The 25176-nt window shown below is 59.8% G+C and carries 19 protein-coding genes; 13 read left to right on the forward strand and 6 right to left on the reverse strand.

Features of this window, described 5'->3' with window-relative positions; genetic code table 11:
• The first annotated feature begins 184 nt into the window (after positions 1-184).
• Together PYK22_RS00725 and PYK22_RS00730 are read left to right on the forward strand one after the other, a co-directional pair.
• On the forward strand, positions 185-3649 hold the full coding sequence (locus PYK22_RS00725) for a glycosyltransferase (protein WP_099606143.1): 3465 nt from the start codon (positions 185-187) through the stop codon (positions 3647-3649).
• Positions 3650-3767: 118 nt separating this feature from the next.
• Positions 3768-4337: a DedA family protein gene (locus PYK22_RS00730; RefSeq protein WP_041973177.1), complete on the forward strand. Its 570-nt coding sequence runs from the start codon at positions 3768-3770 to the stop codon at positions 4335-4337.
• 39 nt (positions 4338-4376) lie between these two features.
• Here the strand turns inward: PYK22_RS00730 and PYK22_RS00735 are convergent, their stop codons facing one another.
• Both PYK22_RS00735 and PYK22_RS00740 read right to left on the reverse strand, forming a co-directional pair.
• Positions 4377-5534 (reverse strand): RNA-guided endonuclease InsQ/TnpB family protein, encoded by a 1158-nt coding sequence (locus PYK22_RS00735; RefSeq protein WP_157770589.1) that lies wholly within the window; start codon positions 5532-5534, stop codon positions 4377-4379.
• Positions 5535-5736: 202 nt separating this feature from the next.
• A complete protein-coding gene (locus PYK22_RS00740) occupies positions 5737-6327 on the reverse strand; it encodes a hemophore-related protein (RefSeq protein WP_041973179.1) in 591 nt (196 codons plus the stop codon).
• Between the two features lie 153 nt (positions 6328-6480).
• Between PYK22_RS00740 and PYK22_RS00745 the strand changes: the two genes are divergently transcribed.
• From PYK22_RS00745 to PYK22_RS00795, 11 genes are all read left to right on the forward strand, one after another.
• The gene (locus PYK22_RS00745) at positions 6481-7890 is read left to right on the forward strand and encodes a chromate transporter (protein ID WP_041973180.1); all 1410 of its coding nucleotides are present in this window, start codon (positions 6481-6483) and stop codon (positions 7888-7890) included.
• Positions 7891-8288: 398 nt separating this feature from the next.
• Entirely contained in the window at positions 8289-9299 is a 1011-nt protein-coding gene (locus PYK22_RS00750) for a zinc-dependent alcohol dehydrogenase family protein (RefSeq protein WP_041973612.1), read from the forward strand.
• A gap of 75 nt (positions 9300-9374) precedes the next feature.
• The gene (locus PYK22_RS00755; RefSeq protein ID WP_041973182.1) at positions 9375-10424 is read left to right on the forward strand and encodes an NAD(P)-dependent alcohol dehydrogenase; all 1050 of its coding nucleotides are present in this window, start codon (positions 9375-9377) and stop codon (positions 10422-10424) included.
• A 69-nt stretch (positions 10425-10493) separates the two neighbouring features.
• The gene (locus tag PYK22_RS00760) at positions 10494-11480 is read left to right on the forward strand and encodes an aldo/keto reductase (RefSeq protein ID WP_041973184.1); all 987 of its coding nucleotides are present in this window, start codon (positions 10494-10496) and stop codon (positions 11478-11480) included.
• Between the two features lie 92 nt (positions 11481-11572).
• Entirely contained in the window at positions 11573-12502 is a 930-nt protein-coding gene (locus PYK22_RS00765) for an NADP-dependent oxidoreductase (RefSeq protein WP_041973615.1), read from the forward strand.
• Between the two features lie 54 nt (positions 12503-12556).
• The gene (locus tag PYK22_RS00770; RefSeq protein WP_041973186.1) at positions 12557-13621 is read left to right on the forward strand and encodes an NADH:flavin oxidoreductase/NADH oxidase; all 1065 of its coding nucleotides are present in this window, start codon (positions 12557-12559) and stop codon (positions 13619-13621) included.
• Positions 13622-13790: 169 nt separating this feature from the next.
• Positions 13791-14483, forward strand: coding sequence for an HAD family hydrolase (locus PYK22_RS00775; protein ID WP_041973188.1), 693 nt, complete (start codon positions 13791-13793; stop codon positions 14481-14483).
• A 431-nt stretch (positions 14484-14914) separates the two neighbouring features.
• Positions 14915-16831, forward strand: coding sequence for a glycoside hydrolase family 88 protein (locus PYK22_RS00780; RefSeq protein ID WP_041973191.1), 1917 nt, complete (start codon positions 14915-14917; stop codon positions 16829-16831).
• 49 nt (positions 16832-16880) lie between these two features.
• A complete protein-coding gene (locus tag PYK22_RS00785) occupies positions 16881-17411 on the forward strand; it encodes a cupin domain-containing protein (protein ID WP_157770590.1) in 531 nt (176 codons plus the stop codon).
• A gap of 510 nt (positions 17412-17921) precedes the next feature.
• Entirely contained in the window at positions 17922-18149 is a 228-nt protein-coding gene (locus PYK22_RS00790) for a DUF433 domain-containing protein (protein ID WP_041973621.1), read from the forward strand.
• Positions 18146-18523 (forward strand): DUF5615 family PIN-like protein, encoded by a 378-nt coding sequence (locus tag PYK22_RS00795; RefSeq protein WP_041973193.1) that lies wholly within the window; start codon positions 18146-18148, stop codon positions 18521-18523. Before PYK22_RS00790 ends, PYK22_RS00795 begins: the two co-directional genes overlap by 4 nt.
• Positions 18524-18601: 78 nt before the next feature.
• Here the strand turns inward: PYK22_RS00795 and PYK22_RS00800 are convergent, their stop codons facing one another.
• The 4 genes from PYK22_RS00800 to PYK22_RS00815 all read right to left on the reverse strand — a co-directional run bounded on the left by PYK22_RS00800 (position 18602) and on the right by PYK22_RS00815 (position 25153).
• On the reverse strand, positions 18602-21787 hold the full coding sequence (locus PYK22_RS00800) for a TonB-dependent receptor (protein ID WP_041973195.1): 3186 nt from the start codon (positions 21785-21787) through the stop codon (positions 18602-18604).
• Positions 21788-21994: 207 nt separating this feature from the next.
• A complete protein-coding gene (locus tag PYK22_RS00805) occupies positions 21995-22825 on the reverse strand; it encodes a rhamnogalacturonan acetylesterase (protein ID WP_211197568.1) in 831 nt (276 codons plus the stop codon).
• Position 22826: 1 nt separating this feature from the next.
• Entirely contained in the window at positions 22827-23036 is a 210-nt protein-coding gene (locus PYK22_RS17710; protein ID WP_041973198.1) for a hypothetical protein, read from the reverse strand.
• The gene (locus PYK22_RS00815; RefSeq protein WP_060635185.1) at positions 23033-25153 is read right to left on the reverse strand and encodes a TIM-barrel domain-containing protein; all 2121 of its coding nucleotides are present in this window, start codon (positions 25151-25153) and stop codon (positions 23033-23035) included. Before PYK22_RS00815 ends, PYK22_RS17710 begins: the two co-directional genes overlap by 4 nt.
• Positions 25154-25176 lie beyond the last annotated feature (23 nt).

Here is a 25176-nt window from a genome sequence, read left to right on the forward strand (position 1 = left end):
GCCGCGTCCGCCGATTGGCACGAAGTTTGCTCAAGAGATTATGCGCGGCATCGAGTTCTTGGCGATGTCGCGCGCGAAGATGAGGAGAGGGATGAAAGAATGGGGGAAGAGGCTTCTGCTCTCTTTCCCCATTGATTTGCCGGGCTGAGCGTTTGGCGCATGCAAAAAGGGGGCAGATTGACCTTTGATTGAGGGCGAATACCCGATCTTCTATGATCCGCGAGAAAGGCGTTGGCGGCGCGTGCGCCTTATCGGGTTGATCTTCGCCGTTTCGAGCACACTGTTAGCCGCATTGTTCATCGCCAGCGTGCTCGTCAATCCGATCCTTCCGCAGCTCGAACTTCATCCGGCGAGGGCTTTACCTCAGATGCCGGATACGAAGTTGAAGCCTCCACGCCTGATCCTCACGCGCCGCGAAGCGCGCGCTCATCGTGCTGTCCGTGAGCTTAAAGGGGCGTTGCGGAAGACCAAATATGTGCCTGGAGCATATCCTGCGCGGATCGTTACGTTGCCATCGCGCGTGGCGCTCAGCGCAAGTTCGAGCTCCCCGCTCGCCATCGGCTTTTACGTCAATTGGGACGATTCGAGTTACGCTTCGCTCAAGCGTAACTTAAACGATCTCGATTGGCTCGTCCCGGCTTGGTTTAAACTGACGGAAGGTGCGGATGCGGTCAGAGTCGAAATCGATCCGCGCGCTCTCGATCTCATTCGCCGCGAGCGACCGCAACTGGCCGTGTTACCGCTGATTCAAAATTACAGCGAAGATCATTGGGATGGCGCGCTCGTCGCGCGCGCGGTCGCTACGGAAGACGGACGTAGAAAGCTGATCAGCGCGCTTGTCGATCTGCTGGAGCGCAATGGTTTCGCTGGACTCGTCGTGGATTTCGAAGAGGTTCCAGCGGGCGCGCAGGCTGATCTTTTGCGCTTCGTGCGCGCTCTGCACGCTGAGTTGGGCGCGCGCGGTCTGACGTTAGCGCAAGCCGTCCCTTTCGATAATCCCGATTGGGACTATCAGGCTTATCAGGCGGCGACCGATTACTTGATGCTGATGGCTTATGACGAACATTGGGCGAGCGGCGCGCCCGGCCCGGTGGCGAGTCAGCGTTGGTTCGAAAAGACGCTCGCGCATAGGATGCGCGAATTAGATCCAACGCGAACGGTCATCTGCCTTGGGAATTATGGTTACGATTGGTCGGATGGTGATACGGAAGCGACGGAGTTGACTTTCCAAGAAGCGGTGCTCGCGGCGCGCGATTCCACTGCGCACATCGCTTTCGACCGCCAGACGCTCAATCCCTCTTTCACCTACGAAGATGAAGACGGCGCAGCCCATACCGTTTGGTTCCTCGATGCCGTCACCGCCTACAACCAGATGCACACCGCCGGTCAATACCATCCAGCCGGTTTCGCTTTATGGCGTTTGGGATCAGAGGATCCTTCGGTATGGAATGTTTTCGGGCGGACCAAAAGATCCTTCGATGGGGCGGAATCATTGCGCCTGATCCGCTACGGCTACGACATAGATTTCGAAGGAGTGGGAGAGATCTTGCAGATCGAAGCTGCGCCGCAGGATGGCGAGCGCGATCTGCAAGTGGATGCGCAAACCGGTTTGATCGTCAAGGAAGATTACACGGCCATCCCTTCGAGCTACGTTATCCGGCGAGTCGGAGATCGCCCGGGATACGTCGCTTTGACTTTCGATGATGGGCCGGATCCGAAGTGGACTCCGCTCATCCTCGATATCTTAAAGCGCGAGGGGGTGCCGGCGACCTTCTTCATCATCGGCGAGAACGGACAGGCGCATCCTGACCTCGTGCGCCGCATCTTCCAAGAGGGGCACGAGATCGGCAATCACACATACACGCACCCGAATCTCGGTGAAGTCCCGGCTCGTATCACGGAGCTTGAGCTGAACGCGACCGAGCGTTTGATCGAAGCGCTCACGGGACATTCGACGCTGCTATTTCGTCCGCCATATTTCGGCGATGCGGAACCAACCACGCCAGATGAGATCGAACCGATCGCCGTCGCTAAGCGTTTGGGCTACATTACGGTGGGGCTACATGTCGATCCGGAAGATTGGAAGTTGACCGATGAGGACGGGCATCGGCGGACCGCCGCGGATATCGCCCGCGAGACGATCGAAGGGGTCACCTCCTCAGACCCTGAGCGGCGCGGAGAAGTGGTCCTGTTGCACGATGGCGGAGGCGACCGGTCCGAGACGGTCAGGGCGTTGCCGGAGATCATTCGCGAGCTGCGGGCGCGAGGATACCGCTTCGTTACCGTCTCTGAGTTGGCGGGGCTGAAAAGGGAGCAGACGATGCCACCCATCGCCGAGCGGCGTGATCTGTTCGCCTACGCTGACGGCGTCGCTTTCGCGCTCCTTTCTGCTGGCGGCTGGCTATTGCACTGGCTTTTTCTCATCGGGATCGCGCTCGGACTGGGACGCTTGCTGTTCATCGGCGCGCTCGCCTTCGCGCAATGGGTGCGAGCCCATCGGCGCGAGCGCCAACGCGCGGGAATCGCCTACGAGCCCTTCGTCTCGGTGCTCGTCCCGGCGTATAACGAGGAGCGAGTCATCGTGCGCACGATCGAGAGCTTGCTCGCTTCGAACTACCCATCTTTCGAGGTGATCGTCGTTGATGACGGATCGAGCGATCGAACTTACGAGGTTGCGCGCGCGCGGTTCGCCTCCGAATCGCGTGTGCGCGTCTTTCGCAAGGGGAATGGCGGCAAAGCAGATGCGCTCAACTTCGGCTTGCGACGTGCCCGCGGCGAGATCATCGTCGCGCTCGATGCTGACACGATCTTTGCGCCCGAGACTCTGCGCGCGCTCGCGCAGCGCTTCCACGATCCGCGCATCGGCGCGGTCGCGGGCAATGCCAAAGTCGGCAATCGCATCAATCTCATCACGCGCTGGCAGGCGCTCGAATATATAACTTCACAGAATTTGGATCGGCGCGCGTTCGCTTCTTTGAATTGCATCACCGTCGTGCCCGGGGCTGTCGGGGCGTGGCGGCGCGAGTTGATCGCACGCGCCGGAGGTTTTTCTGGCGACACGCTTGCTGAGGATCAAGATCTGACGCTGCGCATCAGGCGGCTCGGGTGCAAGATCGGTTACGAGGAAAGGGCCATCGCCTGGACGGAGGCGCCCGACACCATTCGCGGTTTAGCGCGCCAACGCTTCCGTTGGTCATTCGGCACGTTGCAGTGCATGTGGAAGCATCGCGATGCGCTCTTCCGTCTACGCTACGGCGCGCTCGGTTTCATCGCGCTGCCGAACGTATGGATCTTCCAGATCATCTTCCCGCTCATCTCACCGGTGATGGACCTGGTCCTGATCTGGGACCTCGTTTCGGCGTTACTCGATCGCTTCGCACACGGTGCTGAATACGCCTCCTCTTCGTTGCAACGAACGCTCTTTTACTACGCGCTCTTCCTCGCGCTCGATTGGATCGCTTCAGCTTTCGCTTTTCTGCTCGAAAAGCGCGAGCAGTGGGGATTGCTCTGGTGGCTTTTCTGGCAGCGTTTCGGTTATCGTCAGATGATGTACTACGTCATGCTGAAATCTGTGCTGACGGCGTTGCGCGGTGCGCTCGTCGGTTGGGGGAAGCTCGAAAGGAAAGCGACGGTCGAAGCGCCGTACTAAGAACGCCCCGCTCGAACGTGCCGCGTAATAATGGGGCTTTCGGTTGAAAGTTCATGATAGGGAGTTTCGCAAATCAAGGGCTTGCCGTCGAATACCTGGTCCTTTCGGTTGAAAGTTCATGATAGAGAATTTCTTGATCAACTACGGTCTAATTGCGGTCTTCCTCATCGCTACGGTCGAGGTGGACGTCGCGCCAATCATGGCTGGGGTCGTCGCTCATCTGGGATATTTCGATTTCTTCGCCGCGACGTTGGTGGCCGCTTGCGGCGCGTTCGCTAGCGACAGCGCCTGGTATTGGCTCGGTCGTTGGCGCGCCGATTCGATACGCGCTAGCCGCCTCTATCAGCGAACGGGCGCGCGTGTCGAACGACTCATCCGACGATTCGGTTGGTGGCAGTTGCCCGTATGCCGTCTGTTCTACGGGACGCGCGTCGTGACGATGACTTTCTTTGGAATCCAACGCCGCCCTTTTCGGGCTTTCTTGCTCGTGGATGCGGCGAGCTGTCTGTTCTGGTCAACGTTGCTGACAGGCTTGGGGTTTATACTGAGCGGAAGCGCGGAGTTGATCATCGGGCGCCTCAAGCGCGTCGAACTCTGGCTGCTTCTCATCTTGCTCGTGGTCATCTCGGGAGCCATAGCGATTCAACGACTGGTCCAGCGCGGCGAAAAGAAGCTGATTGGTGAATGATGGGTCAACTACCCCACGGCTGAAGCCGGGGGCTTGCACCTAGCCCGCTTGCGCGGGCTGGCACGCGAGGCCGGTTGACGGCGGCCCGCCAGCGGCAGGCATGCCACCGCTGGCAAGGTACTTCCGGGCTATATTGCGGGCAGCGTTGAGATCGGCGTTTAGCTCGAACCCGCAAGCCCGGCACAGAAACCGTGATTGGGAGCGTCGATTTCGACGATGGACATGTCCGCAACGGGAGCACATCTGCGACGTGTGACGGGGATCGACACCCACAACCTTGCACCCCTTAGCTGCTGCCTTGTATGCCAGGAAGCTTCTGAGTCGCGCGAAGCTCCAGGAGTGCAGGCGACGGCGCGATTCCCTGCCGCGCTGCTTAGTGCGGGTGCGGATGTCCACCAAGTTCTCCACGACGATCACGGTGCCGGGCTGGACGGAATCGACGATACGCCGACTGAGTACGTGGTCGCAGTCGCGCCGGAAGCGGTTGACCTTCCCGGCCAGCTTACGCAGGTGCCTCTTGGCCGAGCGGGTGCCTTTGCGCTGGAGACTGCGACGGAGCCGGAAGTACCGGCGCTCGATCTCCTTCCAGCGGCGTTTCCCAAAGAAGCGATTGTGGGAGCAGACGGCAGGGCGCGAAAGGCCCATGTCCACCCCAACGACATCTCCAGACGGCTGAAATTCCACGTCCGGGATCGTAACGACGACATGCAGCCAGAATCGGCCCTTGCGGTAGATCAGGTCGGCGCTATCGAAGCCGACGGCTCGGCCCAGGGTGTGCTGAGCGTGGGGGTCGGCGGCGAATGGCACTTTGAGTCGTCCGGCTACCGAAGACAGGCTGACGATGCCCTGCGGAAACTTGATGGAATAGGTGCGTGCGTCGTAGCGAATCGGTGTGAGGACTGCATTTGGACAGGACGCCTTGCGCCCCTTCTTTTTCCGCGCGAGAACGGACTTTATCGCCTCCGTCGCCCGGACACGGGCCGCGATGACCAACTGCGCGGGGAGGCTGGGAAATCGCTCACGCAGACCGTGGTACGTGGCGTGGTGCAGCCGGACGCCGTTCTTCTCCCTATTCTCCCAGCCATAGGCCGCAACGGCGTTGAAGCACGCTGTGTGTTGGCGCAGCGTCTGCAGGAGGGCACTGGCCTGTTCGGATGTTGGGCCCAGTCTAAGCCGGATAGTCCGCTGCATGTTCATATAGTACAACATTTTGCAAAAAGAGGAAAGCGGCGCCTCCTCCCCATGCCTAAAGGCAGGGGTCTCCGCGCCGCCAGGAACTGATGAGAGGTCGAAAATGAGGCGGGTCGAAAGCGTTGGGCTTCGTAAAACCCAACAGTGTGCTCCACCGTGAGAGGTCGAAAATGAGGCGGGTCGAGAGGATCGACCCGCCTCTCGGCCTTTAGGTGGAGCGTTTCGCAGTTCTCTTGATCCTCTCGTGCCGCTCAAAACGGCGCTCGCGGCGCATGAACAGGCGTGGGTTTTCGGCGACCTCTTTACGCACACCCGGGTGTTTGGCGAGGAAATCGTTCAACGCCGGATGATTTGCCAAGTAGTTCTGATCATCGATGAGCTTCGGGTTTTTCCTGAGATCCTCAGCGATTTCGGGATGCGCGTCGAGAAAGCGGTCGAAGTTGCGCAGCTCTTGTCGCGTGATGTCTCCGCCGTGGCGCTCGAAGCGGCGCTCGCGCAGCATGAAATAGCGCGGCGTCTCTTTCAGCTCCTCGCGCACGCCCGGATGTTTGGCGAGAAAGTCACGCAGCGCCGGATGGGCATCCAAGTACTGTTGGTTATTGACGAGCGTCGGATCCTTTTGCAGATCCGCATCTATTTCCGGATGGACGTCGAGGAAACGATCGAAATTGCGCAACTCGCGCCGTGTGATATCAGAGTTGCGTTGCCCGTAGACTTGCTCGCTGGCTGCGAGAGCGAGCAGCGAGAGGGCGAGCGACATAGCGAGCATAAAGGTCTTTTGCCGGATCTTAAGGACCATTCTCTTCGGCTCCTTTCAAGATGAAGGATTTCGCGCGAAGATAAAGATCGGAGAGGGTGGGGAGAAGGGGATTCGACCGTTTGGCGACGGTCACTCGTTTAGACGATCGATCTGTCTGAATGGTTGAAAAATCTTCTCCGCGGGGCGAGAGTAATGGAACAGCCCGTTTCTGAGGTCGAGAGGGTTAGGGAATTGAAAGGGCGCGCCGGTCGCCTCGGCGCGCGCGTGCGCTATGGGCGGCGGAAACTCAGACGCCTTTCGCGCACGGCGACGCTCGGTGGATTGTTCCTTTCGTTTCTGCGAATAGGAGCTATCGGGTTCGGCGGCGGCTTGGCCGTGCTTGCGCAGATCCGAACCCTCGTCGTCACCAAACGGCGTTGGTTTACCGAGAGGGAGTTCGCCGAAGCTTTAGCATTGGCGCAGAGCCTGCCCGGAACGAGCGCTGGCAATGCGGTCACGTACGTCGGGTATCGCCTGTTGGGTTGGCGCGGCGCGGCGGTGGCGATGAGCGGATTCATCTTGCCTTCGATGGCGATGATGATCGGACTGGCGATCCTCTATCGCCACTTTCGCGCGTTGCCTGATACGGATCGGCTCTTCCACGGCCTTAATGCGGCCGTCGTCGCGCTTATCGTCGTGACCGCATGGCAGATGGGCAAGGCCATTCTCCACAAACGCTGGCAGAGGTGGTTGGCTATTTCGGCCTGTCTGGCTGTCGTGTTCTTCAAAGCGACGGTCATCGAGGTTGTACTGTTGGCCGGGATTATCGGGATCTACGTCGATTCATATGCCGAGAGGCGATGGCAGAAGTGGCGTCGCATCAGACGGTTGGCCGAAAAGCGGCGCGCGTTGTTGGCAAGATATGAGGCCGATGGCATGATCAGCGGGTATTTGACGATGCCGCTCGCTGAACTTGAGGCGCGGCGTTCCAAAGCGAAGGAGCCATCTCCGCAAGAGACCGGGCGGAGAACGGGCGAAAGAGCGCGGGCCGCGGCGACCGCATCGCTTCTCCTGCTTTCGCTTTTCACCAAGCTAACCCTTTTGCTCTCCTTGGCGGTCGCTTTTCTGCGCATCGGCGCGGTCGCTTTCGGCGGCGGTTTCGCGATGATACCGTTGATCGAAGCGGAAGTGGTCGAAGCGCGCCATTGGTTGACGCGGCAAGAGTTTGCCGACGCTACAGCGCTCGGGCAGATCACGCCTGGACCGGTATTGATCTCGGCGACTTTCATCGGTTATCGCGTGGCTGGAGTGATCGGTGCGCTGGTGGCCACTTTCAGCATTTTCCTGCCGGCCTTTTTGATGACGATCCTCGCCGGATCGAGTTTGCGACGGTTCCGCTCGAATCGGCAGGTTCAGGCGTTCTTGCGCGGCGTGGCTCCCGCGGTCGTCGGATTGCTGATCGCTTCGGCGTGGAGCATCGGGCGCGCGGGGATACATACGTGGATCGGGGTGAGCATTGCGGCATTGGCCATCATCGTTCTGTTGCGATTTCGCCTGAACGCGGCATGGATCGTCTTCGGCGCCGGACTGTTGCGTTTCTTGATAGGCCTTATCTTGTGGTGACGATCGGTGGCTTGGAATTTCGGCGTAGCGCCGCGCCCGTTGGGCGGCTCGAATTCGGGATGATAGGAGCGCGCAAAAAAGAGGGCGCTAATGCGCCAGCCAGATGCCTCTGGCCGTTGACAATTGTAATGACGCTGGTTACAATTCATGGCTCTCGCATTTTCGGGGCGTTTGGTCTTCAGTGGGAGGCGCAGAGATGATCAGTCTGAGGTTGGCGGGCGAATGTGGCGGTAAGCAGCGAAAGCGCGCTCCGCTTGTGTGGGGTGAAGAGGCGAGGAGTATGCTTTTCGATTGGGCCTAAGAACCGAAGAGGGTCGCAGAAGATCATGATCGCGCGTGAAAGCGTTGGCGTTCACGCGCTTCTTTGTGGTCGAAAATTTGAGCGCAGGAGGCACGAGATGAGAGCTTACGAGGTTAAAGCTTTCGGCCTTGAGAATCTCAGGCCGGTGGAGATCGATGAACCGCGACCCGCGGAGCACGAGGTCGTCGTCAAGTTTCATGCTGCCTCGCTGAACTATCGGGATTTGATGTTCGTCAAAGGCATTTACAACCCGAAGGCGAAGCTCCCCGCCGTGCCGCTTTCGGATGGCGCGGGCGAGATCGTGGCCATCGGGTCAGGGGTCACGCGCTGGAAGGTCGGCGATCGCGTCTGCCCGATCTTCGTGCAGGAGTGGATCGAAGGGCCGCCTTCGGCGCAGAAGAACCGGACTTCGCTCGGCGCAGGTGACCGGCCCGGCGTTTTGCGCGAGTATGGCGCATTCGATGAGAACGCGCTGGTTCGTATCCCGGATCACCTCTCTTACGAGGAGGCCGCGACGCTACCTTGTGCGGCAGTAACGGCGTGGAACGCGCTCGTTGTCTCCGGGCGATTGCGCGCGGGCGAAACCGTTTTGACGCTCGGCACCGGAGGCGTATCGATCTTCGCCTTACAGTTCGCCAAGATGCACGGCGCGCGCGTCGTGATCACGTCGAGCAGCGATGAGAAGCTCGAACGGGCGAAGGGTTTGGGGGCGGACGAAACGATCAATTACCGCCGTGATCCCGAATGGGATAAGGCTGTGCTGCAGTTAACAGAAGGGATCGGCGTCGATCACGTCATAGAACTCGGCGGCGCTGGCACGCTCGCGCAGTCGCTCAACGCGGTGCGCGTCGGCGGGCACGTCGCGCTGATCGGCGTGTTGGCAAGCGGCGCTGGAGTCGATCCGCGCCGCATCTTGATGAAGAGCGTGCGCGTGCAAGGCGTCTTCGTCGGGTCGCGTCTGATGTTCGAGGAGATGAACCGCGCCATCGAGATCAACGATCTCCATCCTGTGATCGATCGCGTCTTCTCGTTCGAAGAGGCGCGCGAGGCGCTACGGTACATGGAGAGCGCCGCGCACTTTGGGAAGATCGTCATCAAGTTCGGTTGAACGTAACGCCTGAGCTGTCAGAAGATTGGTCCAATTCGATTTCACGATGGAAACCAAAGTAAGGAGGATAAGGAAGTGCCGTTACCAACGCGAGGGTATGCGGTCAAGAGCGCTTCCGCGCCGCTCGAACCATTCGATTTCACGCGGCGCGACGTGGGAGCGCGCGACGTTTTGATCGAAATCCTTTATTGCGGCATCTGCCATTCGGACATCCATCAAGCGAGGAACGAGTGGGGAAATTCGATCTACCCGATGGTGCCCGGCCATGAGATCGTCGGTCGCGTCGTGCGCGTCGGAACTGAGGCGACGCGCTTTCGCGAAGGCGATATGGTGGGCGTCGGCGTCTTCGTCGATTCCTGCCGCGAGTGTCGAAGTTGTCGGGAGGGATTAGAGCAATATTGCGAAAAGGGTTTCGTCCCGACTTACAACGGGTATGAGCGCGATGGCAAAACCCCGACCTACGGTGGGTATTCGACCGCGATCGTCGTCGATGAAGCTTACGTTTACCGAATCCCCGCTGGGCTTTCGTTGCCGGGCGTCGCGCCGCTGCTCTGCGCCGGGATCACGACCTATTCGCCGCTTAGATATTTCGGCGTCGGTGCGGGACAGCGCGTCGGCATCGTCGGTTTGGGCGGACTGGGCCACATGGGCGTGAAATTCGCCGCGGCTTTTGGCGCCGAGGTGACGGTCTTTAGCACGTCGCCAGCTAAGGAGCGGGACGCGCGGCGGTTGGGCGCGCATCACTTCGTCGTCACGCGCGATGCGCAAAATCTCGCGCCGCTTGCCAGCAGCTTCGACCTCATCCTCGATACGGTCTCGGCGCCGCACGACATCAACGCGCTTTTGAACCTGTTGCGACGCGATGGCGTGCTGGTGCAGGTGGGCCTGCCGGAAAAGCCGTTCGAGGTGAACCCGTTCTCGTTGCCCGCGGCGCGGCGGAAGCTAGCTGGATCGAACATCGGGAGTCTGCGCGAAACGCAGGAGATGCTCGATTACTGCGCCGCGAAGGGGATCGAAGCCGATGTCGAAGTGATCCCGATTCAGCGGGTGAACGAAGCCTACGAGCGCGCGCTCAAGGGTGACGTGCGCTACCGCTTCGTCATCGATATGGCAAGCTTGAGGTGAGGGCTAAAAATCGACACGGGCGGGAGTGAGCTTCGCCCAGGTCTTTTGAAAGATGCGCGGAGGGAGAATATGCGGAAGCGTCGTTTGGGTAGTCAAGGTTTGGAGGTTTCAGCGATCGGTTTAGGCTGCATGGGGATGTCGGACTTCTACTCCGGGCGCGATGAACGAGAGGCGATCGCCACGATCCATCGCGCTCTGGAGTTAGGGATAGACTTCCTCGATACGGCCGATATGTATGGGCCGTTTACCAACGAGGAGTTGGTCGGGCGCGCCATTCGCGGGCGGCGCGATCAAGTGATCATTGCTACCAAATTCGGCAACGTCCGCAGCGCGGACGGTCAATTCCTCGGCGTCAACGGTCGCCCCGAGTATGTGATCGCCGCTTGCGAAGCTTCGTTGAAGCGGCTCGGCGTCGAGGTGATCGATCTCTACTATCAGCATCGCGTCGATCCGAACACGCCCATCGAAGAGACGGTCGGGGCGATGGCGCGATTGGTCGAACAGGGCAAGGTGCGTTATCTAGGTTTATCAGAGGCTGGGCCGGCGACGATCCGTCGAGCACATCGCGTCCATCCGATCACGGCGCTGCAATCGGAGTATTCGCTCTGGAGCCGCGATGTGGAAGATGAGGTGCTCGATGTCTGTCGGGAGTTGGGCATCGGTTTCGTCGCTTACAGTCCGCTCGGGCGTGGTTTTTTGACTGGGCGTTTCAAGACGTTCGATGATCTGCCGGAGGATGACTCTCGGCGCAATCATCCGCGCTTTCAGGGCGAAAATTTTCAGAAGAACCTCGATCTGGTCAAGCGCGTCGAAGAGATCGCGGCGGAGAAGGGATGCACGCCGGCGCAGCTTGCGCTCGCTTGGGTGCTGGCTCAAGGCGAAGATATCGTGCCGATACCGGGAACGAAGCGGCGGCAGTATCTCGAAGAGAACATCGGCGCACTCGATGTCCGACTGACGGAAGATGATTTGCGGCGGATCGAAGCGGTCTTCCCCAAAGGCGCCACGGCTGGTGCGCGTTATCCTGAACAGGCCATGCGCTATATCGGTCTGTGATGCGCCGACACTCTAGCTTTCGGCAACGAATAGAGCGCGAAAACGTTCGCGCCAGGTGATAAGGTTCATCGAGGGAGGGGATCATGGAGATGATGAAGGCAGTCCGCATTCACCGTTTCGGCGGACCGGAAGTCTTGACGTACGAAGACGCGCCGCGCCCGCAGATTGCTAGCGACGAGTTGCTCGTGCGCGTGCATGGGGCAGGCGTCAATCCGGTCGATTGGAAGATTCGCGAAGGGAGACTGCAACAGTTCTTGCAGCATAAACTGCCTTTGATCTTGGGTTGGGATTTCTCAGGCGTCGTCGAAGAGGTGGGCAGCGCCGTCGAAGGGTTTAAGGTCGGCGACGAGGTTTACGCGCGCCCCGACATCCGGCGCGACGGCGCCTATGCCGAGTTCATCGCCGTGCGCGCTCGCGAAGTGGCGCTGAAACCGAAAACGCTCGATCACATTCACGCTGCTGCCGTGCCGCTCGCTTCAATCACGGCGTGGGACGCGCTCATCAAAACGGCGCGGCTCGAAGCCGGGCAGCGCGTGCTGATTCACGCGGCGGCGGGCGGTGTGGGCCATTTCGCCGTGCAGTTCGCGCGCTGGAGAGGAGCTTACGTGATCGGGACGGCATCGGCGGCCAATCACGATCTGGTGCGCGAGCTAGGTGCAAACGAGATGATCGACTATCGTGCGGAGCGTTTCGAAGAGAAGGTGAAAGATGTCGATGTCGTCTTCGATACGGTGGGCGGCGATGTTCAGCGCCGTTCGTGGGGCGTGTTGAAGAAAGGCGGGATGCTCGTTTCGATCGTCGATCGGCCATCGGAGAAGACGGCTGAGGAGTACGGCGTGCGCGCCGCTTACGTCTTCATCGAGCCGGACGCGGAAGTTTTAAAGCAGGTCGCCGAATTGATCGATGCGGGCGTAGTCAAACCCGTCGTTGAGAACATCTTCGCGCTCAGCGAAGCGCGGCGAGCACACGAGCTGAGCCAGAGCGGGCACGTGCGAGGGAAGATCGTCCTTCGCGTTGCTTGAACGGCGGATCGCATCTGCCGATCCTTTGGTGCTATTTCCGGAGAGGTTGCGAAGATGAGCGAACTGTTCTCTCGATTCAGGTCGCGTGATGTTGAGTTCCGTAACCGCATCTTCGTGTCGCCGATGTGTCAGTATTCGAGCCGCGACGGGTTGCCGAACGAGTGGCACCTGGTCCATCTCGGGAGTCGGGCCGTCGGCGGCGCCGGATTGGTGATGGTCGAAGCGACTGCGGTGTCACCTGAGGGGCGCATCTCGCCCGGCGATACGGGCCTGTGGTCGGATGATCACGCGCAAGCGTTTCGTCCGATCGCGCGATTCATCCGCGCTCAAGGGGCCATCCCCGGAATACAGTTGGCCCATGCCGGACGCAAAGCTTCCACCGATCTTCCGTGGCGCGGCGGACGTCCTTTGCGCGAATCTGAAGGCGGATGGCAGACGATCGGGCCAAGCCCCATCCCCTTCGCCGAAGGTTTCCCGCCGCCGCGCGAGATGAGCGAGCGAGACATCGAGACGGTCATCGCGCAATTTGTCGCCGCCGCGCGGCGCAGCGTCGAAGCCGGATTCGAGGTGATCGAGATACACATGGCGCACGGTTATCTCTTGCACGAATTCCTCTCGCCGCTTTCGAACCATCGCCTTGATCGTTACGGCGGCGATTTCGAAGGGCGCACGCGCTTCCCGCTGCAAGTGGCGGTGGCCGTGCGCGAAACTGTCCCTGCGTCACTTCCGGTCTTCGTGCGGATTTCGGCGACCGACTGGGCCGAAGGCGGATGGGATCTTGCGCAATCGGTCGAGTTCGCGCGTCGTTTGAAGGACGTTGGAATAGATCTCATCGATTGTTCGAGCGGCGGACTCGTCCCGAACGTGAAGATACCGGCAGGACCGGGTTATCAGGTCCCATTCGCGATGGAGATACGCCGCCAAGTCGGCATCCCGACGGGCGCCGTCGGAATGATCCGTAATAGCTGGCAGGCCGAACAGATCATCGCCAACGGCGAGGCCGATGTGGTCTTTCTGGCACGCGCGATGCTGCGCGACCCCTACTGGGCGCTCCATGCGGCGCGCGAACTCGGCGTTGATATCGAGTGGCCCGTCCAGTACGCGCGGGCGAAAGATTAAAGATTGATCTTGAGTGCCGAAAAGAGGCTCGATGCGCACGGGCGTCGCATCCGCAGCGAATTGGACGACTGTCGCGCGATTCGTCGCCTGGCGCTAACTCTTTAGCTCGAAGCAAAGAGCCTGAGAGAAGATGTCTTCTCTCAGGCTCATACTCGTTGCGGAGTGGAAGATGAAGCGAAAGGCTGAAAGTTCTGGACCAGCATTCCTCTTCGATCTCGACGGCACGCTCATCGATAGCGTCTATCAGCATGTGCTCGCGTGGCGCGAGGCGTTGGAAGCTGGCGGCATCCGTCTCGCCGTCTGGCGCATACATCGCCAGATAGGGATGAGCGGCGGTCTCTTCATCAATGCCCTTTCGCGTGAGACGGGACATCGCGTCTCAGCGGAAGAGGCCGAACGGTTGCAACGCATCCATGCGGAAGCCTTCGCCCGCTACGCATCGCAGGTGCGCCCGTTGCCCGGCGCGCGCGAATTGCTCGAGCATCTCACGCGCGTTCGCATCCCGTGGGCGATTGCGACCAGCGGAAGGCGCGAGAGCGCGCGCCTCTCTTTGGAATTGCTCGGCGTCGGCGCCGATGCCGTGATCATCACGCGCGATCAGGTGCGACATGCGAAGCCCGATCCTGACCTTTTCATCGCAGCTGCTGAGCGGTTGGGCGTGGATGTTGCCGACTCAGTCGTTGTCGGTGACAGCGTCTGGGATCTGTTGGCCGCGCGACGCGCGCGCGCGCTCGGCATCGGGCTTCTTTCAGGAGGCTACGGGCGCGATGAACTCGAACGGGCCGGCGCGTATCGCGTCTACGACGATCCAGCCGATCTGTTGCGCCATCTGGATGAAGTCGGCGTCAGGGCTTTGGATTGAAGATCAGCATTTAGTCGCTTCGGACCTGCGGCTCTCGGGGCCGGCGAATCCTTTCGAGGCCTGGCGGGCCTCCCCTACCACTTAGTTAGCTCCCGCTCGGGATAAAGAAGAGCTCTGCGGGCCAGGCGCCCGAGCGCAAGCAGATCGTTGCGCTTTAACTCAAGACGGGGCCGTGGCAATTCGACTTTTGGTCTGCGAAGATGCGCGCTTTCATCTAAATTGGTCTATTTATCTCGAATCATGAGGTCGAGTCGCCCCGATCTTCGATCTCCGAAAGGCGAAGTCGCCGGACTAAATCGGCTCCGTCGGAGATGCGATGGCCGGCTGGTTGTGATCCCAACTTGCTTTGGTCAAACATTTGAATATCATCATGGACGAGCAAGTTTGACCATCAGCGAGATCCGAGATCTTCAAAACGGCAGGGAGAGCGCATGAGAGCAAAAGTTCTATCTTGGCTTATCCTCGCGCTGTGCTTCGTGGCGAGCGCGCGGGCGCAGACTATCTCCGAACGCATGGCCACGTCGGCGATGCAGACGCTTTGGCGTGATGCAGCGAAAGGGGAAGATGGCGCGCCGGCAAGGTGGACCTACGAACACGGCGTCTTTTTGAAGGGTATCGAGCGCGTGTGGCTCGACACGGGAGATGGGAAGTATTTCCGTTACATCGAGCAGGGAATAGATCGTTTCATCAGCGACGATGGAACGATCCGTACCTACAGACTCGACGATTACAACCTAGACAATATCATGCCGGGGCGTCTCTTGTTGACGCTCTACAAGGTGACAGAGCGCGATAAGTACCGCAAAGCAGCCGCGCTTTTGCGCGAGCAATTGCGGACGCATCCGCGGACTTCCGAAGGCGGTTTCTGGCACAAGAAGATCTATCCGTATCAGATGTGGCTCGACGGGTTGTATATGGCCGAGCCTTTCTATGCTGAGTATGCGGCCACTTTCGACGAACCGGAAGCTTTCGATGACATTGCCAAGCAGTTCATCCTGATGGAGCGGCACGCGCGCGATCCGCAGACCGGGTTGCTCTATCACGGTTGGGACGAATCGCGCAAGCAGCGTTGGGCCGATCCTCAAACGGGCCATTCGCCGAACTTCTGGGGGCGCGCTGTCGGCTGGTACGCGATGGCGCTGGTTGACACTTTGGATTACTTTCCGGCGAATCATCCCAAAAGAGGGGAGCTCGTTGCGATCCTCAAACGCTTGGCCGAAGCGATCGCAAAATATCAAGATCAACCGTCGGGCTTGTGGTATCAGGTGCTCGATAAGGGGGGCGAACGGGGCAACTATCTCGAGGCTTCGGCCTCTTGCATGTTCGTCTACGCTCTGGCCAAAGGCGTGCGGCGCGGTTACTTGCCGGCCTCGTATCTCGATGTCGCGCGCAGAGGCTATCGGGGGATCCTCGCCCGCTTCGTCAAAGAGGATGCGAGCGGACGCCTGAATCTCGAAGGGACGGTGAGCGTCTCGGGCTTGGGCGGCAATCCCTATCGTGATGGAAGCTACGAGTACTACTTGAGCGAGAAGGTCGTGACCAACGATCCGAAGGGGATCGGCGCTTTCCTCATGGCGAGCGCTGAGATGGAGATCGCCGATAAAGCTGCAGTAGGCCGCGGCAAGGTCGTCACGCTGGACTACTACTTCAACAACGAGTGGAAACGCGATGGGCTGGGCCGCCTCGTCACTTGGCACTACAAGTGGGAGGAGATGGCCAACGGCGGCTTTTCGCTCTGGGGACACATCTTCCGAACTTTCGGCGTGGAGACGCGCGCGCTTCGCGAAGCGCCGACGCGCGAGCGTTTACAAGGAACTGACATCTACATCATCGTCGATCCGGACACGCCGCAAGAGACGCCGAATCCACACTACATCGAGCGTCCGCATATCGAGGCGATCGAGGAGTGGGTCAGATCGGGCGGCGTGCTCGTCCTTTTGGGAAATGATGTCGGCAATGCCGAATTCGATCATCTCAACGAGTTAGCCGGGCGTTTCGGCATCGAGTTCAACAAGGACAGTCGCAACCGCGTGCCGGACGGCGACTTCGATGCCGGAAAGATCGTCGTCCCTGCGAGCCATCCGATCTTTCGGACGGCGCGCAATCTCTTCCTGAAAGAGATTTCGACTCTGTCGGTGCGTCCTCCGGCAAGGCCCGTGCTCGAAGATAAAGGCGACGTGATCATGGCCGTCGCGAAACACGGAAAGGGAACGGTCTTCGCGCTCGGCGATCCTTGGCTTTACAACGAATACGTGGATGGAAGGAAGTTGCCGCCGCGGTTCGACAACTACAAAGCGGCGCAAGATCTGACCCGTTGGTTGATCCAGCAGGCTTCGGAGCGCAAGTAAGCAGCATCGCGCAGAACAATCATCGCATAAATTCTGATGGAGAGAGAGAATGAGATTAAGAGGCGGACGAGTAGCAAAGGCTGTCTTCATCATGATGCTTTGGGCGGCGTGTAGTTGGGCACAAGGGGGAGCGGCGCGCGGGCCGCGTTCTCCAGCACGCTCTCCGCTGGTCCTCTCCGGTCAATCTTTGAGCGATCTGGAACGAAAGATCGCCGGAGCCAACCGGACCGAAGAGCTCTTTGGCGGAGAAGGGATGCAGTTGCGCGTCGCCGTGCAGCATGAGAAGGACAAGCCGGCTGGGCCGGCCGAAGTTCATGACGATTCGGACGATGTTTACTACGTTCTCGATGGGGCGGCGACGCTTGTGCTCGGCGGCGCGCTCGACTCGCCGCGCGAGGTCGAGCCGGGCGAGTGGCGCGGCGCGCGCATCATCGGCGGTCAAACTTTCGAGGTGAAGAAGGGCGATCTCATCATCGTCCCGCGCGGCACGCCGCATCAGCGCAGCACGGTCGGCAAGGACTTTTCGATGATACTGATCAAAATCTTCGCTTCGCCGGTTCGCGCGGCGGGCACAAGATAGCTTCACGTCCGTAAGGGAGCGCGCCCCCGAACGAGGATCTTCGGGAGCGCACTTCGTTTTAGCGTTCAAAAGATCGAACTGGGTTTGGCGCGATGGTCCGGCGTCGGCAGGCGCGTGCGGCTGATGGTGCTGAAGATTGCGCTGACCGGTCCGTGAGGTTCGTCTCCTCGGCTGTAGAACCGCTGCGCGGTGCCCGTCGCTTCGCTTGCGGGCGTTTCTCCTCCCAACGGCGCCGATGTGCGTGGTGTAAGTCCAGCTCGCTCCAGCAGATCGATTCTGATTCTCGCGCAAGAGAGCGGCGCAACAGCATCATCAGGTTTCAGTTCTTGTTTGGTTGGTGCGGGAGTCCCGCTTTGAAAGCGATCGGTTTTCGAAAAAATGGCGCTATGAGTTCGTTCCCTTATCGGCGACGGAAGAAGTTCCGCTTTGAAAGCGATCGGTTTTCGAAAAAAATGGTCGATGTCTGTGTTACCATGGGGTCATGTGGGGTGGAGCGGATAGGAGGAGATGATGAAGTTTGCGCGAATCACCACTGATCCGAATCGGATGGGCGGAGTCCCGTGCATTCGAGATTTACGAATTCCGGTCGCGACGATCGTCGCGATGGTGGCTGACGGGATGAGCGAACAAGAGATTCTCGAGGCCTATCCTGATCTGGAATCCGAGGATATACGCGAAGCGCTCCGCTACGCGGCCGAGGCCGTGCAAGAGCGCGAGCTGCCCTTGAGGGTGTCATGAGGTTGCTCGTCGACAACGCATTGTCCCCTCGCGTTGCCGAAGGGTTGCGTCAGGCTGGGTTCGATGCTGTGCACGTTCGGGATTATGGATTGCAGACCGCCGATGACGCCGAGATCTTCGAACGAGCGGCACGTGAAGATCGCATCATCTTATCTGCCGATACGGATTTTGGCGCGTTGTTGGCTCGATGGGCGAGCGCGAAGCCATCGCTCATCCTTCTACGGAGGATCTCAGAGCGCAGACCCGAAGAGCAGGTCCGCCTGCTTCTGGCGAATCTGCCCAGCATAAGTGATGATCTTGAGAAAGGATGCGTTGTGGTTATCGAGGACGCCCGAGTGAGAATCCGCAAACTACCTATTGCTGGGAACGACTGACCGTTTGAGGATGAGGAGCCTAACAAGCAGGCGAGCGCGCTTCCGAGAAGACTTCGGAAGCGCGCTTCGTCTTAGCGTTCAAAAGATCAGCTTTAGCGCGAACTGGATTTGGCGCGATGATCCGGCGTCGCCCGTCGGCAGGCGCGTGCGGCTGATGACGCCGAAGGTCGAACTGCCGACTTGCGCGACGTTGCCCGGCGGGCCGAAGTTCGCATGGTTGAACAGATCGAAGAACTCCGCGCGGAATTGCAGGCGCGTGCTTTCAGTGAAGTTGAAGTTCCTGATGACGGAAAAGTCCGTGTTGTTGAAGGCTGGACCGATGATCGTGTTGCGCCCAAGGCTGCCGAAATGGAAGACGGTCTGCCCGTTAACCAACGCTGCTGGAAGCGCGAAAGCCGCTCCCGTGGGGCAAACGCTCGGCGCGCGCGGATCGCACACGGTGTTCGTGAACCATTGATTGGGACTTCCGATGACCTGTACCGGACCGATCAGATCGGGCCTGATCGTCGCCACGCCGGTAAACGACGCGATGTTAGCTCCGCCGATAGACGTCCCAGCGATGGGAAGCGGGTTGCCGGCGACGATGTTGATCGGATTGCCGCTTTGCGCTTGGACGATCGTTGCCAATTGCCAGCCTCTGACTAGGAAATTGCGCTGGAAAGGAAGTTCATAGATGGCGCTGATGACGAAACGGTGGCGCGCGTCGAAGTCCGAAAGACCACGATCAGCGCGCACGTTGTAGCTGTTCTGCACGACCGTGCCTTGCGAGTTGAGGGAGTTGTAGTCGAGCGACTTCGACCACGTGTAGGAGGCGTTGAATTGCAGGCCGCGCGCGAATCGCTTGTTCGCCGTCGCCCACAGCGCGTTATAACTGGAATTGCCGGAGCTTTCGTTCTGCAAGATGTTGCCGAGCGCGACGCCCGGGAGGATTGGGCTCGCGGATGAAACGGTCGGATAGGGGCGCACGCCGTTGATGAATTGATTGATGTTGCGTTGCAGGCGAAGATGCGTGCCTTTCGATCCGAAATAACCGACCATCACGCCGAGGCCCGGCGTAACCTCGCGTTGTACGTTCAGGTTCCACGATTGAACGTAGGCATTGACGAAACCGTGATCGACCGTCACGGGCACGAGGCCCGTCGCGCGCGCGGCATTGAGGAGATTGGCGTAGCTCGTCGTTCCCGGACCGGAGAAGGCAACGCGCGTCGCCAGCGGTGGATTGGATGCCGTTGGCGTGACGAGGTTGGTCACTGGTTGGTCCACCAGAATGGCGTAGGCGAGGCGCACGCTGGTCCGCCCGTCTTTGAACGGATCCCACGCCAGTCCAACTCGCGGCTGAAAGTTCTTGTTGTTGGTTTGGTAGACTTGATCGATGTCTGATCCGACGCGGCGAAGCGATCCGGTTCGCGGGTCGAAGACGACGAATCGGTCATACCTTTCCGTCGGCGTCATGTTCCAGTCGTAGCGCAAGCCGAGTTCGAGCGTCACATTAGGGAGCCACTTGTAGTTGTCTTGGACGAAAAGGCCAAAGGCGCCTTGCGCGATGCTGCTCGAGGGCGCGCCGAGCGTGACGCCGAAAGTGCTCGCGGCGCCGCGACTGAAATCGGCGATGCTGTTGAAGCCGATCGTCCCGACGTCGCGGTTGAAGTTATTGTTATAAAATCGCCGCCATTCGCCGCCGAATTTGAACGAGTGATTGCCGCGCAAGTAGCTCAGCGTATCGGAAACGACGAAGGTCGTGTCGCCGCGTCCCTGCGGGAAGCCGGCAGGCCCTCCAAAATTGAGTCCAATCCCGCCGATGGTGATCTGCGGAAGGCCCAAGGGCTCGTTTATTCCGTTGCTGATCCCGAAACTGGCCGGGTTAAGCTGCGCGTTCGGTTGGAAGGTGATGAAGATGCGGTTGAAGCCGAAACGGGCCTCGTTCACCGTGTTCGCGTTGAAAGTGTGGGTTAGATTAAGCGTCAGTAGTTGACGGCGCGAACGGCGTGTGTCGCCGAAGCCGGGGATCGTATTGCCTTGCAGCGTCGGCTCGATGCGCAGATCGCGTTGGAAAGCATAATAACCGTGAAGGCGGTCTTGCGGCGAGAGGTTATGGCTTATATCGAGCGTCCACTGGTCCAGATCTACCGGCGCCGTGGCTGAACCGATGAAACGCCCTTCGCCGCGCGGTCCCGTCGCGTTCGCCCGCGGGATCAGGTCAAGTAGCTTGCGCGAGGTCGGATCGGTGACTTGCGCGCGCTCGTCATCGCGCAGAACGCCGCTGTTGATCGTCAACCCTTGGCGCTGTCGGAGCCCTTCGTAGCTGAAGAAGAAGAAGGTCTTGTTCTTGCCGCGATAACCGAAGACTGGACCGCCTTCGCCAAAGCGCGGCAAGTAGATGGGGCCGCCGAGCGCAACGCCGAACTGATTGCGTTTGAACGGCGGTTTGTTCGCCCCATCGAAAAAGTTGCGCGCATCGAGCGCGTCGTTGCGCAGGAACTCGAAGATCTCGCCGTGAAATTCGTTCGTGCCCGATCGCGTCGCGATATTGACGACGGCGCCGGAGTTGCGCCCATATTCGGCGCTAAAGGTCGAATTATCGGCTTTGAACTCCTGCACGGTGTTGATCGACGGCTGGAAGGTGATCTGATTCTGCACCATGTCGTTGAGGTTGATGCCGTTGATCTGGAAATTGACCGTATCTTCGCGATTGCCCGCCGTGTTGAAAGCGAAAGAGCCTTGGCCGCGCACCGGAGCCGTCAAAAATCCGTTCTGCGGCGGCGCGACCGAGCCGGGAAGCAACAATCCGAGGTCCACGAAGTGTCGCCCGTTAAGCGGGATATCTTGCACCGTGCGCTGATTGATGACGGTGCCGACCGAAGTGGTCGCCGTCTCGATGGCCGGAGCGTCGGAACTGACGGTCACTTCCTGCGTGACGCTTCCAACTGCCAGTTGAAAATTCTGCACAACCGTGCGCGCCACCTCGATAGTCACTCCGTTGACGACTTGCGTTTGAAAGCCCTGCGCCTGCACTTCGATGCGATAGGTGCCCGGCGGCAGCGCGGCCACCTGGTAGTTGCCCTCAGCATCGGTCTGCGCTGTGCGTTCAAGACCAGTCGCTTCGTTGCGCACGGTGATGCGCGCGCCGGATATAACCGCGCCCTGTTGGTCCGTCACCGTCCCTTGCAACGTGGCGGTCGATTGGGCATATGAATGAACGCTCAGGGCGGAAAATAGGGCCGCTAAGAAGAAACAGACTTTCCACGCGAAGTTGTGATCAGACATTTCCCCTTTGTACCTCCGAGTTGAGATCCGATCATCGACCGGGACTCTTCGCAAGCTGGAAGCGTGCAGATTGCGGTTGGCGTTGGACGTTCAAGCGGATGATAGCATGCGGGATCCTGTTTCGAAAGAACCGATCCCGCGATCTTCTCTCAGATTCAGTTCCGTTCGGCTTCCAGAGCGCGACGGTCGCGCAGCTAGCCTGTCATTTCAGTTTCGAAGCTCAGCGCTGTCCGCTTTGAATGCGGGAACGCCCTTGGCTTTGGCGGAGAAGAACCGGCAAAGCTCGCAACGCTTCAACCCTTTCAATCCCGAAATGACGCACTCGGCGTTCAATTCGGCTCCGGCTGGCGTGGTGTGCGTGTGCTCGTCAGCGAAGAGCGCGTTCACTTTTTCAGGGCCCATCTTCTCGTAGCGTCGCGCGATGATCTCGTTGAGATCGACGAACGGCACACCTTCGGCGCGCGCCACTTGTTTGGCCCATAGCCCATAATCGCGCGAGGCGCGCACTATCTGCCCATCTTTCCAGATCTTGCGCGGGATGGGCGAAAGGACGATGGGCGTTGCGCCCTTCGCCTTAGCGTCGCGGATGTATTTGCGCAAGTACCAGCCATAGGTGTGGACCACCTCGTGCTTCTTCGTCAGAAGGTTATCTATCTCGATCGTCTCTTCGCCGATGCCGCGGATCGTGCCGCGCGCGCGTTGCGTGTCGTTGATCGGACCAGCATCGTTGTGACCGAACTGCATGAGGACGAAATCTCCCGGCTTGAGTTGCGCGAGGATCTCGTCCCACCGCCCCTCGGTCAGGAAGGTGCGACTGCTGCGCCCGCCGATGGCGCGGTTGACGACGTTGATCTTCTGCGGATCAAAGTATGCTGCGATCGGATCGCCCCATCCTTGCTGGCCCGGCGTGGTCGTTCTCACGGTCGAATCGCCGATAATGAAGAGGGTCGGAAGGCGCGGGTTGACCTTCTCCTGCTGTGCCGCCGTAACGACGGAAAAGATGATGACGAAGAACGAAATCAAGAATGCTCTCCGCATTTTAAGATTCCTCCTTTTCGGTGATCTTGGCGCGGTCATGCCGCGCGTTCAAGTTCTGTCGATCTGCGGTCGTGAAAAAAGCCGTCTTGTAAGGCGCGCATTTCGACCCGATGTGGTTCAGGCGTCGCGCCGGTTGCAGGCGAGCGGCACAAGCCGCCTTGTAAGGCGCGCCGCCGACCCTTCGAATTCCGACAGCGCGCTTCCTGCTCATTTTGGCTCTCGGGTGAACCACGCTTTCACCTCCGCTTCCAGCGCCTTCAGATCGGGTCGCCTTTCAGCGATGGCGAGCGATTCGCGGTATTCACGTTCGAGATCGCCGAGGTCGAGTTTCGCGCCGTCGCGGATGAAGATCGGGATCTGATAGAGTTCAGCGCGCACTTTGATCGTCTGTCCACCTTCGTAGACTTTTTCGGGATGCCACGCATCACGCCATTTCGCGCCTCGCGGCAGATAGACCTCTTGCACTCGTCGCCCTTTCTCCCAGATGGGCGAGACCAGAATGTCCGGACCGTAAAGATAGGTCCACCAGTTGGTCCACGCCTCCGGCGCGCGCGGATCGATGAGGAAAAGCGGCCTGACGATGGGCATCCCGGTTTCGTGCGCTTCGCGGGCGCAAGCGTAGCTATAATCCGCCAGCTTCTCGTGCAAACGTGCATAGAGCCGCCAGATGGCGATCAACGTCGTGTCGTAGCTCGGTTGGCGCGGCAGATTCCAGAACCCGACGTTGCGCGTCGGTCCGACCTCCATGATCGGCGTAAAAGCGCTGAAAGCGAGCCAGCGACCGCAGACCTCCTGCTCTAGCAATTGCTGGTTATAACCGCAGGTGTCCGATCCCCAGTTCGGATAGCCCATCACAGCGGCGCGTTGCACGGCGATGATCGAAGCGCGCAAGCCTTCTTGCGTCCCGCCGATGTCTCCGCCCCAGAAGACGCCGTAAGGCGAGCTGCCCGTGTAGGCGGCGCGCGGCATCAGGATAAAATCGTCGCCACGATGTGTGCGCGCTACGTCGTAGGTCGCTTTGAGATAGAGCACCGGATAGATGTTGCGGTTCTGGCGGATCGAGCGGCCATCGAAGACGCGCGATGGGCCATCATCTGGGATATCCTCTTCGCCGCGGTCGAGCTTGAAACCGGCAACGCCGAGCCGTAAGAGTTTCTCGACGCCGCTTTGCCAAAAAGCTTTCGCCTGTGGGTTAGTGAAATCGACGAGCGGGTAGTTGTTCCCGTTAGGCGGGCGCTTCTGGTCCGGGAGGTTGTAACCCTTGGCCAGCGCCTCTTCGGCCATCTTGCCTTGAAAGAACGGGCCGATCCAAAGGACCGTTCGGATCCCTTGTTCGTTCAACCAGCGGACCATGGCGGCGAAATTCGGGAGCCGTTTCGGATCTATCTCGAAATCGTCGTATCCCCACAGCCCTGTCCCCCACGGGCGATCTATCCAGTAGACGCCGCACGGGATGCCGAACGCCTTCATCATCAAGATGTCTTCCATCACTTCGGAGTTGAACGGTCCGGTGACGGGCGTCCCATCGTAATAGGTTGCGCGGTGCGTGTGCTCATCGCGCCAGCGCCATGGAGCGTAGATCCAGCGCGGCGGTAAAATAGGTGGTCCAGCTTCGAGCGCGTGCGCGCGCACGAGTCGCGCTGGATCGCGCGCCGTGTAGATCTTCAGCTCGAGCGCCGGACCCTCGAACTCGATGCGAACGCGCCTGGGATCGCTCGCCGCGAAGTCGAAGCGACCGGGCCACTCGCTCCGAACGAACACGGCGTAGCCGCGCGATGAGAGGTAGAACGGAGCGTAAACAGAAGTGGTCGGCTTGAGGATCATCTCAACCTGCTGACCGCGCAAATCCATCGCCGCCCGTAGACCCGGCGCCCACGAAGCGGCCTGTGGGCCATCGACGACGCGCTCCATCAGACCCGTATAGTACTCGTCGGGAGCGGCTTCGATGCTCAACCCCCACTTGGCGATGTCGGACGCAGGCGCGGCGCTCATGCGTAAAAGGAAATCATCCCCTTCCCGCTCGACCGAAAGCCTGACGGCGCGCCCATCGGGCATCTTCGCTTCGCTCGCTCCGCGGTCGCGCGCGCGGGCCGTAAGCTCCGCGGGGAGCGGGAAGCGTTCGCCGCCCTTTGTTTCGTAGAAAAAACCGTCGAGCAGAAGAGAACGATCCTTGCGTTCGCTGCGCGCATCGAGTTGATCTGAGCGCAAGACGAGCGCGGCGCCGCTCCTTTCGATTTGCGATCGCGCTTCACCGCACACGAACGCGAGAAGCAATAGAGCGTAAACTTTTGTCATCATCATCATCTCTTCGGTCGAAATCAGTTTCATCACTGCGTTTGCTTCTCTTCCTC

The sequence above is a fragment of the Pyrinomonas methylaliphatogenes genome (genome assembly GCF_000820845.2).
Lineage (GTDB): Bacteria > Acidobacteriota > Blastocatellia > Pyrinomonadales > Pyrinomonadaceae > Pyrinomonas > Pyrinomonas methylaliphatogenes.

Excerpts from the sequence above, each read along its gene's own strand:
- PYK22_RS00730 (WP_041973177.1), top strand. The coding sequence starts at position 3,768 with ATGATAGAGAATTTCTTGATCAACTACGGTCTAATTGCGGTCTTCCTC.
- PYK22_RS00735 (WP_157770589.1), bottom strand. The coding sequence starts at position 5,534 with ATGAACATGCAGCGGACTATCCGGCTTAGACTGGGCCCAACATCCGAA.
- PYK22_RS00740 (WP_041973179.1), bottom strand. The coding sequence starts at position 6,327 with ATGGTCCTTAAGATCCGGCAAAAGACCTTTATGCTCGCTATGTCGCTC.
- PYK22_RS00745 (WP_041973180.1), top strand. The coding sequence starts at position 6,481 with ATGGAACAGCCCGTTTCTGAGGTCGAGAGGGTTAGGGAATTGAAAGGG.
- PYK22_RS00750 (WP_041973612.1), top strand. The coding sequence starts at position 8,289 with ATGAGAGCTTACGAGGTTAAAGCTTTCGGCCTTGAGAATCTCAGGCCG.
- PYK22_RS00760 (WP_041973184.1), top strand. The coding sequence starts at position 10,494 with ATGCGGAAGCGTCGTTTGGGTAGTCAAGGTTTGGAGGTTTCAGCGATC.
- PYK22_RS00765 (WP_041973615.1), top strand. The coding sequence starts at position 11,573 with ATGAAGGCAGTCCGCATTCACCGTTTCGGCGGACCGGAAGTCTTGACG.
- PYK22_RS00770 (WP_041973186.1), top strand. The coding sequence starts at position 12,557 with ATGAGCGAACTGTTCTCTCGATTCAGGTCGCGTGATGTTGAGTTCCGT.
- PYK22_RS00775 (WP_041973188.1), top strand. The coding sequence starts at position 13,791 with ATGAAGCGAAAGGCTGAAAGTTCTGGACCAGCATTCCTCTTCGATCTC.
- PYK22_RS00780 (WP_041973191.1), top strand. The coding sequence starts at position 14,915 with ATGAGAGCAAAAGTTCTATCTTGGCTTATCCTCGCGCTGTGCTTCGTG.
- PYK22_RS00785 (WP_157770590.1), top strand. The coding sequence starts at position 16,881 with ATGAGATTAAGAGGCGGACGAGTAGCAAAGGCTGTCTTCATCATGATG.
- PYK22_RS00790 (WP_041973621.1), top strand. The coding sequence starts at position 17,922 with ATGAAGTTTGCGCGAATCACCACTGATCCGAATCGGATGGGCGGAGTC.
- PYK22_RS00795 (WP_041973193.1), top strand. The coding sequence starts at position 18,146 with ATGAGGTTGCTCGTCGACAACGCATTGTCCCCTCGCGTTGCCGAAGGG.
- PYK22_RS00800 (WP_041973195.1), bottom strand. The coding sequence starts at position 21,787 with ATGTCTGATCACAACTTCGCGTGGAAAGTCTGTTTCTTCTTAGCGGCC.
- PYK22_RS00805 (WP_211197568.1), bottom strand. The coding sequence starts at position 22,825 with ATGCGGAGAGCATTCTTGATTTCGTTCTTCGTCATCATCTTTTCCGTC.
- PYK22_RS17710 (WP_041973198.1), bottom strand. The coding sequence starts at position 23,036 with ATGAGCAGGAAGCGCGCTGTCGGAATTCGAAGGGTCGGCGGCGCGCCT.
- PYK22_RS00815 (WP_060635185.1), bottom strand. The coding sequence starts at position 25,153 with ATGAAACTGATTTCGACCGAAGAGATGATGATGATGACAAAAGTTTAC.